Genomic DNA, 15,211 nt, shown 5'->3' on the forward strand with positions numbered 1-15,211 from the left:
CGGTGCGTAGCCTGGAAATGAAATGCGTCGGCTCGTCTGCGCTTGTGGCGCGGGTCTGCCGGGCCGGTCCATTGTCACGAGGCGAGGGCGGGGCGGAGTCGGACAACGCCGCCACATGGCGTCCCCCGCGCACGCGAAAGTGCTGTTTGTGCATTGCATCACTGGCGTACAAGACGCGGGCGCGGGGCGTGCCTATCGTGCGGGGCTTCTTTGACTCCGTCACGACAGGTTCTTCGATGCCGCGTTCTTCTTCGCCTTCCTTCGCTCCTCCCTTCACCGCTTCGGGCCGCAGCGCGCTCGTGCAGGCGCCGCCGTGGCACTACGCCGGGTGGCTGGTCAACGTGGGCTTCTCGTTCGATGCCGCACGCGGCGCCGCGCTGGTGCCGCCGGAGGTCGGCGTGGCCACGGGCCATGGCTGCGTGCATTTCGCCGACTGGCAATCGTGCGGTGACGACGGGCGCGAAATGCTCGACCCGGTGTACGCGCAGTACCGCGAGACCATCGTGGTGCTCGAGATCGAACCGGTGCGCGGCGACACGTCGCGCCGCTGCTTCTACTGCCCGCTCATCTACGTCGACCAGGACATCTCGATGCTGCGCGGCTGGCTGCAGGGCTGGCCCAAGAAGATCGGCCAGACCTGGCTCACGCGCAGCCTGCCGCTGATCCATCCGGCCGCCGCGCCGATGGCGGCTGGCAGCCGGCTCGGCGCGAGCCTCAGCGTGAAGGAGCGGCGGCTGGTGGATGCCACGGTCACGCTGTCGGGCGAGGCGAGCGGGCCACTCGGCTTCCTGGCCGCGCCCACCATCGGCGCCATCGGCTGGCCCGACCTGACGCAAGCCGGCAGCGTGGCGGTGCCGCGCTACCTGCGCGCCGACATCATCGACCGTGTCGAAACGGGCTGGGTGCGGGGCGAGGCCACGCTGCGCCTTCACGAGCATCCGGTGGAGGAACTCGCGCTGCTCGGCCCCGTGCAGGCGACGCAGGCCAGCGCGGGCTGGATGGGCCTCACGGTGCGCGGCGCGATCGCGGTGTGAGGAGGGCGCTGCCTTCGGCGGGCGGCTGGGCTACCCTCGGCGGGCCATGACGCTCCCCGCCCCGACGACCTCGCATGTGATCGGTCTGCTGCTGAGCGACGGCACGCCGGTCGAGGTGATGTTCGCGGGCGATCCCAAGGCGCACTTCGCGCTGCACTGGCATGCGGAGTGGAGCGTGGGCGCGATCATCGAAGGCCGCTGCGAGTTCGTCTGCGCCGGCGCGCCGCGTTCGGCACAGGCCGGCGAGCTGGTGCTGATGCCGCCGTTCGCGTTGCACACCGCCGGCGTGAGCGCGCAGGGCTTTCGCATGGTGATGCTCTATGTGCCGCACGACTGGGTGGCGGCGCGAATGGAGTGGCCGAATGGCCGGCGCGGAGCGCTGCGCCAGGACGTCTGGCGCGACGAGGCGACCGTCGAGGCGCTCGCGCAGGCGGCATCGGCGAAGGACGGTGCGCGCATCGGCGCGCTGCTCGACGACATCTTCCGCACGCAGACGACCGAGCCGCTCGTGGCGGTCGCGCGTGCGGCGGGCGATGCGCGCGTCGAGGCGGTGTGCGACCTGCTCGCGACCGAGGACGCCTGCCGCATCGAACCCACGTCGCTCGCCGAACGGCTCGGCGTGTCGCGCGAGCATTTCCATCGCCTGTTCCGCGCGGCGGTCGGCATGGCGCCGGCGCAGTACGCGCGGCTGGCGCGCATCGCCCGCGCCAAGGTGCTGCTGCGCGAGGGCCATGCGCCCGCAGAGGTGGCGGCGCAATGCGGCTTTGCCGACCAGGCGCATTTCTCGCGCTGGTTCCGCCGCTGCTTCGGCGTGACGCCGGGGAACTACCGGGCGGGCGGCTCGCCAAAAACCGTCGCGTGAGAAACTACGCCCCCGAGCGAGCGCCCCGCGTATGAACGACAAGTCCTTGAATCTGAAAGAAAAAATCATCTCCGTCGCGCCCATGATGGATTGGACCGACAGGCATTGCCGCGTCTTCCACCGCCTCATGACGCGCCATGCGCTGCTCTACACGGAGATGGTGACCACCGGCGCGCTGATCCACGGTGACGTGCCGCGCCACCTGCGCTTTCACGAAGAAGAACATCCCGTCGCGTTGCAGCTCGGCGGCAGTGAGCCGCACGACCTCGCCCATTGCGCGAAGCTCGGCGAAGAGTGGGGCTACGACGAGATCAACCTGAACTGCGGCTGCCCGAGCGAGCGCGTGCAGCGCGGCGCGTTCGGGGCCTGTCTCATGAACGAGCCGCAGCTGGTGGCCGATTGCGTGAAGGCGATGGTCGACGTGGTCGACGTGCCGGTCACGGTGAAGCACCGCATCGGCATCGACAAGATCGAGAGCTACGAGTTCGTGCGCGACTTCGTCGGCGCGGTGAGCGAGGCCGGTTGCGTCACCTTCATCGTGCATGCGCGCAACGCCTGGCTGCAGGGCCTGAGCCCGAAGCAGAACCGCGAGATTCCGCCGCTGCGCTATGCGCTGGTGCACCGCCTGAAGCACGACTTTCCGGCGCTGCAGTTTTCGATCAACGGCGGCATCGCCACCAACGCGCAGGTGCATGAGCACCTGCGGCTGCTCGACGGCGCCATGATCGGCCGCGAGGCGTACCACAACCCCTGGTGGCTGGCCGAATGGGACGCCGAGTTCTACGGCGACGCCCCGCAGACGCTCACGCGCGAGGACATCGAGGCGCAGATGTGCGACTACATGGTCCGCGAGGCGGCCGAACACGGCACGAACTGGTGGTCGATCGCGCGCCACATGCTGGGCCTGCGCAACGGCCTGCCCGGCGCACGCCGCTGGCGCCAGGTCTGGAGCGACCACCGCCTGAAGACCCGCCCGCCGCACGAAGTGATGGCGCTGGCGCACGAACCTGCCGCTCAGGCCGCCTGAATTCCGGCGTCGCCGCCCCGACTTTGTAGACAGTCAACACAATTGAGCGAAGTTGACGCTCGATGGAACACAGTTTCATGACAATGCAACAACAAGTGTGAGCGAAGCACCTGTTTTTGCTCAAGAATAAGGCGGTCAGGGAAACAAGAAAAAGGTTCTGTCTTATGAGTGAAGCTGCAGGCAGCAAGGAAGAAGTCAGTGCGCTTGCCAGGGGGTTGTCGCTGCTGAAGGTCATCGGGATGGCGGCAGCGCCCGTCGGAAACCGGGAGCTGGCCGACACCACCGGCATTCCGAAGGCCACGGTGTCGCGCCTCACGGCGACGTTGGTGGGGGCGGGGTATCTGCGGCAGTCGCAAGACAGCGAGCGTTTCAGCCTGGGGCCGGTGTTGCTCGACATGAGCAGCCGCTACCTGCGCAATTTCGACCTGAGGGCGCTGGCGCGTCCTCATCTGAGCAACCTGGCCGAACTGTCGGGCGCCAGCATCCACATGGCGGTGCGCGACGACCTGGACATGCTGGTCATCGATTCGCTGCGCCCGCGCTCGGCGCTCATCAGCTCCCGCATCGACGTCGGCTCGCGCATGTCCATCGCCACCTCGGCCTCTGGCCGCGCCTACATCGGCGCCTTGCCCGGGCCCGAGCAGTCGGCATTGCTGGAGCAGATCCGGCTCGAAACCGGCGAGAACTGGCACGCCATCGAGCCGCGCCTCATCGCCAGCCTCGAAGAGCACGCCCGCCTGGGCTACTGCACCTCCTTCGGCGAATGGAACCCCCAGATCCACGCCCTGGGCTTCGCGCTCGAAGGCCCGCGCGGCGAACGCTACGGCGTGAGCTGCGGCGGCCCCGCCTACCTGTTGCCGAGGGAGGCCATGCTGAGCCGTGTTGCCCCGCGCATGCTGGAAATCGCCCAGCGCATCGCGACAGAGGCCGGCACCCTCACGCTAGGCTGAAAAAGGAAATAGACCGCGCCCGAAGGGCGTCGGTCACCTTCGCGAGACGCCGCGGAACCGGCTCTGCCGGGCCGCAGGCGTCGCCCCCGGAAGGGGGTTGGCGAAGCGACACGAAGTGCGCGCAGCCTGGGGGCGAACTCAGACTGCGGCTTCGAGGCCGTTGAGGAAGTGCTCGCGCATGCGCGCCATGGCCGTGGCGGCGTCGCGCGCCTCGATGGCCGCCATCACCGCCCGGTGCTCCGCCAGCGACTCGCCAATACGCCCGGCCTTCAGCAGCGAGTTGTGGCGATTGAGCTTCATCACCTTGCGCAGGTCGGCCACCATCTGGTCGCGCCACTTGTTGTTGGCAATGGCCAGCAGGCTCATGTGGAAGCGCTCGTTCACCGCAAAGAAGTGCTCGCGGTCTTCCTTGCCGGGGGCGGCGGCGGCTTCCAGCTCGGCGTGCAGCGCCTTCAGCTCGGCGCGCTGGGCGTCGGTGGCGCGCTCGGCCACCACGCCGGCGGCGTCGCTTTCCAGCAGCGAGAGCAGGTGGTACACGTCGGCCAGGTCCTGCTCCGACACCTCGGTGACGTACGCGCCGCGCCGCACCTTCATCGTCACCAGCCCTTCGGCGGCCAGCACCTTCAGCGCCTCGCGCAGGGGCGTGCGGCTGATGCCGTATTCCTCGGCCAGCTTGAGCTCGTCGATCCAGCTGCCCGGCTCCAACTCGCGGCGGAAGATCCGCTGGCGCAGGAGCTCGGCCACCTCTTCATAGAGGGCGCGGGGGGTCAGGGTGACGGCGGACATGGGCTGAACTGTACTTCAAAATCGCGTTTGAATTAATAATTACAGATGGGTTAGACTTGTGAACGGCTTGCAAATCCGTGCAAGCGACCTTGCGAATCCCGTCAGACCACCGCCTGGAGCGGCGCCTTCCATGAGCAGCAGCACACCCGAACCCACCTACAAGCCGGCCGACCTCGACGCCTGGGCCAAGTCCGCCGCCAAGTCGGCGCCCGGCGGCGACGTGAATGCGCTGAACTGGATCACGCCCGACGGCATCAGCGTGAAGCCGCTGTACACCGCGGCCGACCTGCAAGGCCTGAAGTACACCGACACGCTGCCCGGCTTCGAGCCCTACCTGCGCGGCCCGCAAGCCACCATGTACGCGGTGCGCCCCTGGACCATCCGCCAGTACGCCGGCTTCTCCACCGCCGAAGAATCGAACGCGTTCTATCGCAAGGCCCTGGCCGCCGGCGGGCAGGGCGTGAGCGTGGCCTTCGACCTGGCCACCCACCGCGGCTACGACAGCGACCATCCGCGCGTGACCGGCGACGTCGGCAAGGCCGGCGTGGCGATCGACTCGGTCGAGGACATGAAGATCCTGTTCGACCAGATCCCGCTCGACAAGGTGAGCGTGTCCATGACGATGAACGGCGCCGTGCTGCCGGTGCTCGCGGGTTACGTGGTCGCGGCCGAAGAGCAGGGCGTGGCGCAAGACCAGCTCAGCGGAACCATCCAGAACGACATCCTCAAGGAGTTCATGGTCCGCAACACGTACATCTTTCCGCCGGCGCCGAGCATGCGGATCATTGGCGACATCATCGAGTACACGGCGCAGAAGATGCCGAAGTTCAACTCGATCTCGATCAGCGGTTATCACATGCAGGAAGCCGGCGCCAACCAGGCGCTGGAGCTCGCGTTCACGCTGGCCGACGGCAAGGAGTACGTGAAGACCGCGCTGGCCAAGGGCCTGGACGTCGACGGCTTTGCCGGACGCCTGAGCTTCTTCTGGGCCATCGGCATGAACTTCTATCTCGAAGTGGCCAAGATGCGCGCGGCGCGTCTGCTGTGGTGCCGCATCATGAAGGAGTTCAACCCCAAGAACCCCAAGAGCCTGATGCTGCGCACGCACTGCCAAACGTCTGGCTGGTCGCTCACCGAGCAGGACCCGTACAACAACGTGGTGCGCACCACCATCGAGGCGATGGCCGCGGTGTTCGGCGGCACGCAGTCGCTGCACACCAACGCGCTCGATGAGGCCATTGCGCTGCCCACCGAGTTCAGCGCCCGTATCGCGCGCAACACGCAGCTCATCATCCAGGAAGAGACGCACATCACGAACGTGATCGACCCCTGGGCTGGCAGCTACATGATGGAGAAGCTCACGCAGGACATGGCCGACGCCGCCTGGACCATCATCGAAGAGGTCGAGGCGATGGGCGGCATGACCAAGGCCGTGGACAGTGGCTGGGCCAAGCTCAAGATCGAGGCCGCCGCCGCCGAGAAGCAGGCGCGCATCGACTCGGGCAAGGACGTGATCGTCGGCGTCAACAAGTACAAGCTCAAGAACGAAGACGCGATCGACAGCCTGTCGATCGACAACGTCAAGGTGCGCGAGCAGCAGGTGGCGCGCCTGCAGAGCATCCGCGCTTCGCGCGACAACGCCAAGGTGCAGGCCGCGCTGGACGCGCTCACCGATGCCGCCGAGAACAACACCGGCAACCTGCTGGCGCTGAGCATCGACGCGGTGCGTGCCCGCGCCACCGTCGGCGAGATTTCCGACGCCCTCGAAAAATCCTTCGGCCGCCATCGCGCCGACACGCAGAAGGTGACCGGTGTGTACGCTGCCGCCTATGACTCGGCCGAAGGCTGGGAAAACCTCAAGACCGAGATCAACGCGTTCGCCGAGGCGCAGGGCCGCCGCCCGCGCGTGATGATTTCCAAGCTGGGCCAGGACGGGCATGACCGCGGCGCGAAGGTCGTTGCCACCGCGTTCGCCGACCTGGGCTTCGACGTCGACATGGGCCCGCTGTTCCAGACGCCCGAAGAGTGCGCGCGCCAGGCCATCGAGAACGACGTGCATGCCGTGGGCGTGAGCACGCTCGCCGCCGGCCACAAGACGCTGGTGCCGGCCATCATCGAAGAACTGCGCAAGCAGGGCGCGGACGACATCATCGTCTTCGTCGGCGGCGTGATTCCGCGCCAGGACTACGACTTCCTCTACGAAGCCGGCGTCAAGGGCATCTACGGCCCGGGCACGCCCATCCCGGCCAGCGCCAAGGACGTGCTGGAGCAGATCCGCGCGGCCGTCGCAGTCTGAGACGAAGCGACGTGGGCGATCTCTTGTCGCGGCTGTCGCTGCAGCCCGTGGATTCCAGCGATTTCGAAGACATGCTGGCCGTGCGCATCGATGCGATGCGTCCGAGCTTGGAGCGCGTCGGCCGTTTCGACCTCACGCGCTCGCGCGAGCGCCTGTCGGCCGGTTTCGTGGTCCCGTATATGCACCACATCGTGCTCGACGGCGAGCAGCGCCTGGGCTTCATCACGCTCAAGCCCGAGGACGCGGATGCGCTGCGCCTCGATCACCTGTACCTGCGCACCGGCTTCCAGGGGCGCGGCATCGGCGAATGGGCGCTGCGCTGGGCCAAGGCGCAGGCGCGCGAACAGAAGCTGGACATCAAGCTCACCGCGCTCGTGCAGAGCGACGCCAACCGCTTCTACCAGCGGCACGGCTTCGTGCTCGAAGGCGAGGAAGGCGTTGACCTGCACTACCGCTGGCGCGTGGCGTCGGAGGCCGCGTGCTGAACACCGTCGGCGCGCTCGAACGCGCGCTGGCCGATGCGCCGGGCATGGCGCAGCGGCGTGCCATCGCCAAGGCGATCACGCTGCTCGAATCGACGCGCGCCGACCACCGCGCGCAGGCCGACGAGCTGCTCACGGCGCTGCTGCCGCGCACCGGCGCATCGTTTCGTCTCGGCATCTCGGGCGTGCCCGGCGTGGGCAAGTCGACCTTCATCGAAACGCTGGGCCTGTTGCTGATCGGCAAGGGCCACCGCGTGGCCGTGCTCACCATCGACCCCTCGTCCACCGTGTCGGGCGGCTCCATCCTCGGCGACAAGACGCGCATGGAGCGCCTGTCGGTGCACGAGCGCGCCTACATCCGGCCCAGCCCGTCGAGCGGCACGCTCGGCGGCGTGGCCGAGAAGACGCGCGAGGCCATGCTGGTCTGCGAGGCCGCGGGCTACGACATCGTCATCGTCGAGACCGTGGGCGTGGGCCAGAGCGAAACGGCCGTGGCCGGCATGACCGACATGTTCGTGCTGCTGCAGCTGCCCAACGCGGGCGACGACCTGCAGGCGATCAAGAAAGGCGTGATGGAACTGGCCGACCTGGTCGCCATCAACAAGGCCGACATCGACCGCGACGCCGCCACCCGCGCGCAGGCTCAGATCACCTCGGCGCTGCGCCTCTTCGGCCACCAGGGCAACCCCGACCACGCGCATGCGGTGCACGACGCGCACAGCGGCGTGGAGCGGCGCTTCTGGCTGCCCAAGGTGCTGCAGCTCAGCGCACTCGCCGGCACCGGCGTCGACGCCTTCTGGGACGCGGTGCTCGAATTCAAGACACTGCAGACCACCAACGGCAAGCTCGCGAAGCGCCGCGAAAAACAGGCGACCGCGTGGATGTGGGAACGCATCGACGCGGGGCTCAAGCAGGCGTTTCGCCACCACGCGCAGGTGCGCGAGCTGCTGCCGCAGCTCACGCAGCAGGTGGCCCAAGGCAGCCTGCCGGCCTCGACGGCGGCGCGCCAGCTGCTCGCCGCGGCAGCCATCACCGCCCGGGTGTGACACCTCGGCCCCTCCCCAAGACTCTCCCAGCAATCCAGAACCACAGCTTCGGAAGCACACCATGCAAGAACTGATCGAACAACTCGAAAAGAAGCGCGCCCAGGCGCGACTCGGCGGCGGGCAGAAGCGCATCGACGCGCAGCACGCCAAGGGCAAGCTCACGGCGCGCGAGCGCATCGAGCTGCTGCTCGACGACGGCACGTTTGAAGAATGGGACATGTTCGTCGAGCACCGCTCGGTCGACTTCGGCATGGCCGAGCAGAAGATCCCCGGCGACGGCGTGGTCACGGGCTACGGCATGATCAACGGCCGCCTCGTGTTCGTGTTCAGCCAGGACTTCACGGTCTTCGGCGGCGCGCTCAGCGAAGCCCACGCCGAAAAAATCTGCAAGGTGATGGACCAGGCCATGAAGGTCGGCGCACCGGTCATCGGCCTGAACGATTCGGGCGGCGCCCGCATCCAGGAAGGCGTGGCGTCGCTGGGCGGCTATGCCGACGTGTTCCAGCGCAACGTGATGGCCTCGGGCGTGGTGCCGCAGATCAGCATGATCATGGGCCCCTGCGCCGGTGGCGCCGTGTACTCGCCCGCCATGACCGACTTCATCTTCATGGTGAAGGACAGCAGCTACATGTTCGTCACCGGCCCCGAGGTGGTGAAGACCGTGACGCACGAAAGCGTGACGGCCGAAGAGCTCGGCGGTGCCATCACCCACACCACGCGCAGCGGCGTGGCCGACATGGCGTTCGAGAACGACGTCGAGGCGCTGATGATGCTGCGCCGCCTGTACAACTACCTGCCGCTGAACAACCGCGAGAAGCCGCCGGTGCGCCTGGGCAACGACGGCCAGGGCGATCCGGCCGACCGGCCCGACTACTCGCTGGACACGCTGGTGCCCGACAACCCGAACAAGCCCTACGACATCAAGGAACTGATCCTGAAGGTGGTGGACGACGGCGACTTCTTCGAGCTGCAGCCCGACTACGCGAAGAACATCGTGATCGGCTTCGCGCGCATGGAAGGCCAGACGGTCGGCATCGTGGCCAACCAGCCGCTGGTGCTGGCAGGTTGCCTGGACATCAAGAGCAGCATCAAGGCCGCGCGCTTCGTGCGCTTCTGCGATGCCTTCAACATCCCCGTCATCACCTTCGTCGACGTGCCCGGCTTCATGCCCGGCACCGGCCAGGAGTACGGCGGCATCATCAAGCACGGCGCCAAGCTGCTGTACGCGTACGCGGAGTGCACGGTGCCGAAGATCACCGTCATCACGCGCAAGGCCTACGGCGGCGCGTACGACGTGATGGCCTCCAAGCATCTGCGCGGCGACGTCAACCTGGCCTGGCCGCGCGCCGAGATCGCGGTGATGGGTGCCAAGGGCGCGGTGGAAATCATCTTCCGCGAAGACAAGAACAACCCCGAGAAGCTCGCCGCCCGCGAAGCCGAATACAAGGCCCGCTTCGCCAACCCGTACGTGGCCAGCGCACGCGGCTACATCGACGACGTGATCCTGCCGCACGAAACGCGCAAGCGCATCTGCCGCTCGCTCGTGATGCTGCGTGAGAAGAAGCTCGAGAACCCGTGGCGCAAGCACGGCAACATCCCCCTGTGAGCGACACGGAGAAGAAGAAAATGTTCAAGAAGATCCTGATCGCCAACCGTGGCGAAATCGCCTGCCGTGTGATTCAAACGGCCAAGAAGATGGGCATCCTCACCGTCGCCGTCTACTCCGACGCCGACAAGGAAGCCCGCCACGTCGAGCTGGCCGACGAGGCCGTGCACATCGGCGCGGCGCCCAGCCGCGAAAGCTATCTGCAGGCTGACCGCATCATCGCGGCCTGCAAACAGACCGGCGCCGAGGCCGTGCACCCGGGCTACGGCTTCCTGTCGGAGAACGAAGCCTTTGCGCGCAAGATCGAGGAAGAGGGCATTGCCTTCATCGGCCCGAAGCACTATTCGATCGCGGCCATGGGCGACAAGATCGCCTCGAAGAAGCTCGCGAACGAAGCCCAGGTGAACACCATTCCGGGCTGGAACGACGCCATCGAGACGGCCGAGCGCGCCGTCGAGATCGCCAAGGACATCGGCTACCCCGTGATGATCAAGGCCTCGGCCGGCGGCGGCGGCAAGGGCCTGCGCGTGGCGTTCAACGACAAGGAGGCCTTCGAGGGCTTCACCTCGTGCCGCAACGAGGCGCGCAACTCCTTCGGCGACGACCGCGTGTTCATCGAGAAGTTCGTCGAGGAGCCGCGCCACATCGAGATCCAGGTGCTGGGCGATTCGCACGGCAACGTCATTTACCTGAACGAGCGCGAGTGCTCGATCCAGCGCCGGCACCAGAAGGTGATCGAGGAGGCGCCGTCGCCCTTCATCACCGACGCCACGCGCAAGGCGATGGGCGAGCAGGCGGTGCAGCTGGCCAAGGCCGTGAAGTACCAAAGCGCAGGCACGGTGGAGTTCGTGGTCGGCAAGGACCAGAGCTTCTATTTCCTGGAGATGAACACGCGCCTGCAGGTGGAGCACCCGGTGACGGAGTGCATCACCGGCCTGGACCTGGTCGAGCTGATGATCCGCGTGGCGGCCGGCGAGAAGCTGCCGCTGGCGCAGGCCGACGTGAAGCGCGACGGCTGGGCCATCGAGTGCCGCATCAACGCCGAAGACCCGTTCCGCAACTTCCTGCCCTCGACGGGTCGCCTGGTGAAGTTCCAGCCGCCGGCCGAGAGCATGTTCGCGAGCGACACCGGCCACCTGCACGGCGTGCGCGTGGACACCGGCGTGTACGACGGCGGCGAGATCCCGATGTACTACGACTCGATGATCGCCAAGCTCATCGTGCACGGCAAGGACCGCAACGAGGCCATCGCGCTCATGCGCGAGGCACTCAACGGTTTCGTGATCCGCGGCATCAGCAGCAACATCCCGTTCCAGGCCGCGCTGCTGGCGCATCCGAAGTTCGTGGCGGGCGATTTCAACACCGGCTTCATCGCCGAGCACTACGGCAAGGGCTTCCACGCGGAAGACGTGCCGCACGCCGACCCGGCGTTCCTGGTGGCACTGGCCGCCTTCGTCAACCGCCGCTACCGCGCGCGCGCCTCGGGCATCAGCGGGCAGCTCGCGGGCCACGGCGTGAAGGTGGGCGAGCAGTTCGTGGTGGTCGAGCTGGGCCCCGAGGGCAAGCACGTGCACCACGCGGTGTCGGTGAGCGACTTCCAGGGCAAGACCGGCGCCAGCGCCGTCACGGTGGGCGACAAGCGCTACCAGATCGAGAGCGACTTCGCGCTGGGCGCTGTGCGCGTGCAGGGCACGGCCAACGGCAAGCCGTTCACGGCGCAGGTGGAGCGCGGCGCGGGCAAGAACCCGCTGGCGCTGCGCGTGTCGCACGACGGCACGCAGATCGAGACCATGGTGCTGTCGCCGCTGGGCGCGCGCCTGCTCGAGCTGATGCCCTACAAGGCGCCGCCCGACCTGAGCAAGTTCCTGATGTCGCCGATGCCGGGCCTCTTGGTCGAGGTGTCGGTGCAGCCGGGGCAGCAGGTCCAGGCCGGCGAGAAGCTGGCCGTGATCGAGGCCATGAAGATGGAAAACGTGCTGTTCGCCACGCAGGACGGCGTGGTGGGCAAGATCTCGGCGGCCAAGGGCGAATCGCTCGCCGTCGACCAAATCATTCTGGAGTTCAACTGATGGGTGCCAACGACCTGCAACAGGCAGCAATCACGCTGCACCGCCCGGCCAAGGCCGTGGCAACGCCCCGGGGCCCCTGGTCCGTGGAGGCCATCCAGGCGCTGCTGGACAAACCCTTCATGGAACTGCTGTTCGAGGCGCAGACCGTGCACCGCCGGCATTTCCCCGAAGGCGACATCGAGCTGGCCACGCTGCTGTCGGTGAAGACCGGCGGCTGCCCCGAGAACTGCGGCTACTGCCCGCAGTCGGCCGAGTTCGACACCGGCGTGAAGGCGCAAAAGCTCATGGAGGTCGACGAGGTGGTGCGCGCCGCGCAGGCCGCCAAGGACGCCGGCGCCACGCGCTTTTGCATGGGCGCCGCCTGGCGCGCGCCCAAGGACCGCGACGTCGAGAAGGTGGCGGTGCTGGTCGAGGCCGTGAAGGGCCTGGGCCTGCAGACCTGCGCCACGCTGGGCATGCTGGAGCCGCACCACGCGCAGCAGCTCAAGGCCGCGGGCCTGGACTACTACAACCACAACCTGGACACCGCGCCCGAGTACTACACCGACGTGGTCGACACGCGCACCTACCAGGACCGCCTGGACACGCTGGCGGCCGTGCGCGGTGCCGGCATCAGCGTGTGCTGCGGCGGCATCGTGGGCATGGGCGAGCAGCCGGTGCACCGCGCCGGGCTGATCGCGCAGCTCGCCAACATGGACCCGTACCCCGAGTCGGTGCCGATCAACAGCCTGGTGCGCGTGCCCGGCACGCCACTGGCCGACTCGGAGCCGGTCGATCCCTTCGACTTCGTGCGCATGATCGCCGTGGCGCGCATCACCATGCCGACCGCGCGCGTGCGCCTGTCGGCCGGCCGCCAGCAGATGGGCGAGGCGGTGCAGGCCCTGTGCTTCATGGCCGGCGCCAACTCGATCTTCTACGGCGACAAGCTGCTGGTCACCGGCAACCCCGACGTCGACGCCGACGTGCAGCTGCTGCGCAAGCTCGGCCTGCGCTCGCACCGCACGCAGGAGCAGGCGGAAGAAGGCGGCTGCGCATGACCACGCCGCGTCCCTTCAAGGTGCTGGGCATCCAGCAGATCGCCATCGGCGGCCCCGACAAGCTGCGTCTGCAGAAGCTGTGGGTCGACATGCTGGGGCTCGAGGTGACGGGCACCTTCCGCAGCGAGCGCGAGAACGTCGACGAGGACATCTGCTCGATGGGCAGCGGCCCGTTCAAGGTCGAGGTCGACCTGATGCAGCCGCTGGACCCCGAGAAGAAGCCGGCGGTGCACACCACGCCGCTGAACCACGTCGGCCTGTGGATCGACGACCTGCCCAAGGCCGTCGAATGGCTCACGGCGCAGGGCGTGCGCTTTGCGCCGGGCGGCATCCGCAAGGGCGCGGCCGGCTTCGACATCTGCTTCTTGCACCCCAAGGCCAACGACGAGTTCCCGATTTCGGGCGAGGGCGTGCTGGTCGAGATGGTGCAGGCGCCACCCGAGGTGGTGACGGCCTTCAACGCGCTCGCCGCTACGCGCTGAGCGCCTTGCGCACCGGCGGCTTCACGTCGGCGCGCTGCGGCGGCAGCATCGGCTGGTGCTCGCGCGCCGGGTTCAAAATGATCGAGGTCGCGGTCTCGGTCAGGATGCAGAACTTGGCGAGCACCGCATCGAGGTGCGGCACGTCGATCACGGCGATCTCGAGGATCCAGCTGTCCTCGCCGGTCACGTTGTAGGCATTGACGCATTCGGGCGTCTCCTGCACCAGCTTCACCACGAGGTCGTAGTCGGCGCGCCCGACGCGGATGATCCCCCGGATGCCGTAGCCCAGCCGCGTGAGGTTCACGGTGGCGCGGTAGCCGGTGATGACGCCGGCGGCTTCCAGCTTTTTCACGCGTTCGGTCACGGCCGGCTGGCTCAGGTGCACGCGGCGGCCCAGCTCGGCCATGCTCAGGCGGGCGTCGGCCTGCAGTTCGGCCAGGATGCGGGTGTCGTGGGCGTCCAGCGTGGGGGTCAAGGTGAAGTCCATGGAAGTCCTTTAATTCGACGGTGCGGTGCGAGCAGAACCATGAATTTCGCATGGCTGCCGGCCCATGGCTTTCATACCATGACGGGCATTCCATACCAAGAAGAGACACCCTCGATATGTCGACACTCGCCACGCCCGCGCAGCCCGCGCCTGCCGCTTCCTCCTCGCGTCCCCGGCTGACGCCGCTGCTGTGGCTGTGCCTGGCCGCCACCTGGGTGGTCTGGGGCTCGACCTACCTGGCCATCAAGTACGCGCTGATCAGCTTTCCGCCGTTCCTGCAGATGGGCTCGCGCTTCCTGGTCGCGGGCGTGCTGCTGGCGGCGTGGATGCGCTGGCGCGGCACGCCCTGGCCGACGCGCCTGCAGTGGCGCAATGCGCTGGTCGTCGGCGCGCTGATGCTCGGCGGCGGCATGGGCGGCACGGCCCTGGCCGAGGTGTCGATCGGCTCGGGACTGGTGGTGGCGTTCATTGCCGTCATTCCGTTGCTGATTGCGCTCTTGAACCTGATCTGGGGCGTGAAGCCGGCGCGGCTCGAAGCGGCGGGCATCGCGCTGGGGCTGGTCGGCGTGCTGATGCTCACGCAGGGCAGCGGCTTCAAGGCCTCGCCCGAAGGGCTGGTGGCGATCTGCGTGGCGTGCATGTGCTGGTCGCTCGGCAGCGTGCTGAGCCAGCGCAAGCTGCCGCTGGCACCCGGCGCGATGGGCTTCGCGAGCGAGATGCTGTGCGGCGGTGTGGTGCTGATGGTGCTGGCCGCGGCGTCGGGCGAAACGATGAGTTGGCCGCCGCAGCCGGTGGCGCTGGGGGCGTGGGTCTACCTCGTGGTGTTCGGCTCGCTGATCGCCTTCAACGCCTACATGGTGCTGCTCGCGCAGGCGCCGGCCGGGTTGGCGGCGAGCTACACCTTCGTCAACCCGGTGATCGCGATGCTGCTGGGCGTGTGGATCGCCCACGAGACGGTCACGCGCTTCGAGTGGTACGCCGTGGGCGTGGTGCTGGCGGGCGTGCTGCTGTTGCTCTTCAAGCGCCCGCAGAAGGGCTGAGTTCGAC

14 protein-coding genes are annotated in these 15,211 nt (G+C 67.7%); 12 read left to right on the top strand and 2 right to left on the bottom strand.

Features of this window, described 5'->3' with window-relative positions:
• Window positions 1–236: 236 nt before the first annotated feature.
• The 4 genes from AC57B8_RS03055 to AC57B8_RS03070 all read left to right on the top strand — a co-directional run bounded on the left by AC57B8_RS03055 (window position 237) and on the right by AC57B8_RS03070 (window position 3,873).
• Window positions 237–1,034 (top strand): acetoacetate decarboxylase family protein, encoded by a 798-nt coding sequence (locus AC57B8_RS03055; protein ID WP_496478619.1) that lies wholly within the window; start codon window positions 237–239, stop codon window positions 1,032–1,034.
• A 46-nt stretch (window positions 1,035–1,080) separates the two neighbouring features.
• Window positions 1,081–1,896 (top strand): helix-turn-helix transcriptional regulator, encoded by an 816-nt coding sequence (locus tag AC57B8_RS03060; RefSeq protein ID WP_496478620.1) that lies wholly within the window; start codon window positions 1,081–1,083, stop codon window positions 1,894–1,896.
• 31 nt (window positions 1,897–1,927) lie between these two features.
• Window positions 1,928–2,923, top strand: a complete 996-nt coding sequence (gene dusA / locus AC57B8_RS03065; protein WP_496478621.1) for a tRNA dihydrouridine(20/20a) synthase DusA — start codon at window positions 1,928–1,930, stop codon at window positions 2,921–2,923.
• A gap of 164 nt (window positions 2,924–3,087) precedes the next feature.
• Window positions 3,088–3,873, top strand: a complete 786-nt coding sequence (locus tag AC57B8_RS03070; RefSeq protein ID WP_062473201.1) for an IclR family transcriptional regulator — start codon at window positions 3,088–3,090, stop codon at window positions 3,871–3,873.
• Window positions 3,874–4,011: 138 nt separating this feature from the next.
• On the opposite strand, the gene AC57B8_RS03075 is transcribed toward AC57B8_RS03070, so the two are convergent.
• Window positions 4,012–4,659, bottom strand: coding sequence for a GntR family transcriptional regulator (locus AC57B8_RS03075; RefSeq protein ID WP_062473203.1), 648 nt, complete (start codon window positions 4,657–4,659; stop codon window positions 4,012–4,014).
• A gap of 130 nt (window positions 4,660–4,789) precedes the next feature.
• Here AC57B8_RS03075 and scpA point away from each other — a divergent pair, with 130 nt between their 5' ends.
• The 7 genes from scpA (at window position 4,790) to AC57B8_RS03110 (ending at window position 13,677) form a co-directional block, all read left to right on the top strand.
• Entirely contained in the window at window positions 4,790–6,955 is a 2,166-nt protein-coding gene (gene scpA, locus AC57B8_RS03080; protein ID WP_307693159.1) for a methylmalonyl-CoA mutase, read from the top strand.
• An 11-nt stretch (window positions 6,956–6,966) separates the two neighbouring features.
• On the top strand, window positions 6,967–7,440 hold the full coding sequence (locus tag AC57B8_RS03085; protein WP_062473207.1) for a GNAT family N-acetyltransferase: 474 nt from the start codon (window positions 6,967–6,969) through the stop codon (window positions 7,438–7,440).
• Between the two features lie 44 nt (window positions 7,441–7,484).
• Window positions 7,485–8,483, top strand: coding sequence for a methylmalonyl Co-A mutase-associated GTPase MeaB (meaB, locus tag AC57B8_RS03090; protein ID WP_496478742.1), 999 nt, complete (start codon window positions 7,485–7,487; stop codon window positions 8,481–8,483).
• 61 nt (window positions 8,484–8,544) lie between these two features.
• Window positions 8,545–10,089, top strand: a complete 1,545-nt coding sequence (locus AC57B8_RS03095) for an acyl-CoA carboxylase subunit beta (protein ID WP_099790205.1) — start codon at window positions 8,545–8,547, stop codon at window positions 10,087–10,089.
• Window positions 10,090–10,109: 20 nt separating this feature from the next.
• Window positions 10,110–12,158: an acetyl-CoA carboxylase biotin carboxylase subunit gene (gene accC / locus AC57B8_RS03100; protein ID WP_496478622.1), complete on the top strand. Its 2,049-nt coding sequence runs from the start codon at window positions 10,110–10,112 to the stop codon at window positions 12,156–12,158.
• Window positions 12,158–13,195, top strand: a complete 1,038-nt coding sequence (gene bioB / locus AC57B8_RS03105; protein ID WP_496478623.1) for a biotin synthase BioB — start codon at window positions 12,158–12,160, stop codon at window positions 13,193–13,195. Before accC ends, bioB begins: the two co-directional genes overlap by 1 nt.
• Entirely contained in the window at window positions 13,192–13,677 is a 486-nt protein-coding gene (locus AC57B8_RS03110; protein WP_056580047.1) for a VOC family protein, read from the top strand. The genes bioB and AC57B8_RS03110 overlap by 4 nt, the downstream gene beginning before the upstream one ends.
• On the opposite strand, the gene AC57B8_RS03115 is transcribed toward AC57B8_RS03110, so the two are convergent.
• Window positions 13,667–14,164: an Lrp/AsnC family transcriptional regulator gene (locus tag AC57B8_RS03115; RefSeq protein ID WP_062473217.1), complete on the bottom strand. Its 498-nt coding sequence runs from the start codon at window positions 14,162–14,164 to the stop codon at window positions 13,667–13,669. The genes AC57B8_RS03110 and AC57B8_RS03115 overlap by 11 nt on opposite strands.
• Window positions 14,165–14,280: 116 nt before the next feature.
• On the opposite strand from AC57B8_RS03115, the gene yedA reads away from it, so the two are divergent.
• Window positions 14,281–15,204, top strand: a complete 924-nt coding sequence (gene yedA / locus AC57B8_RS03120) for a drug/metabolite exporter YedA (protein ID WP_496478624.1) — start codon at window positions 14,281–14,283, stop codon at window positions 15,202–15,204.
• Window positions 15,205–15,211: the final 7 nt, after the last annotated feature.

The organism is Variovorax sp. BGA-UO-ETr-C22 (assembly GCF_059567965.1).

What these genes read in the sequence shown, in the direction of transcription:
- AC57B8_RS03055 (WP_496478619.1), top strand. Translation starts at nt 237, where the DNA reads ATGCCGCGTTCTTCTTCGCCTTCCTTCGCTCCTCCCTTCACCGCTTCG.
- AC57B8_RS03060 (WP_496478620.1), top strand. Translation starts at nt 1,081, where the DNA reads ATGACGCTCCCCGCCCCGACGACCTCGCATGTGATCGGTCTGCTGCTG.
- dusA (WP_496478621.1), top strand. Translation starts at nt 1,928, where the DNA reads ATGAACGACAAGTCCTTGAATCTGAAAGAAAAAATCATCTCCGTCGCG.
- AC57B8_RS03070 (WP_062473201.1), top strand. Translation starts at nt 3,088, where the DNA reads ATGAGTGAAGCTGCAGGCAGCAAGGAAGAAGTCAGTGCGCTTGCCAGG.
- AC57B8_RS03075 (WP_062473203.1), bottom strand. Translation starts at nt 4,659, where the DNA reads ATGTCCGCCGTCACCCTGACCCCCCGCGCCCTCTATGAAGAGGTGGCC.
- scpA (WP_307693159.1), top strand. Translation starts at nt 4,790, where the DNA reads ATGAGCAGCAGCACACCCGAACCCACCTACAAGCCGGCCGACCTCGAC.
- meaB (WP_496478742.1), top strand. Translation starts at nt 7,485, where the DNA reads ATGGCGCAGCGGCGTGCCATCGCCAAGGCGATCACGCTGCTCGAATCG.
- AC57B8_RS03095 (WP_099790205.1), top strand. Translation starts at nt 8,545, where the DNA reads ATGCAAGAACTGATCGAACAACTCGAAAAGAAGCGCGCCCAGGCGCGA.
- accC (WP_496478622.1), top strand. Translation starts at nt 10,110, where the DNA reads ATGTTCAAGAAGATCCTGATCGCCAACCGTGGCGAAATCGCCTGCCGT.
- bioB (WP_496478623.1), top strand. Translation starts at nt 12,158, where the DNA reads ATGGGTGCCAACGACCTGCAACAGGCAGCAATCACGCTGCACCGCCCG.
- AC57B8_RS03110 (WP_056580047.1), top strand. Translation starts at nt 13,192, where the DNA reads ATGACCACGCCGCGTCCCTTCAAGGTGCTGGGCATCCAGCAGATCGCC.
- AC57B8_RS03115 (WP_062473217.1), bottom strand. Translation starts at nt 14,164, where the DNA reads ATGGACTTCACCTTGACCCCCACGCTGGACGCCCACGACACCCGCATC.
- yedA (WP_496478624.1), top strand. Translation starts at nt 14,281, where the DNA reads ATGTCGACACTCGCCACGCCCGCGCAGCCCGCGCCTGCCGCTTCCTCC.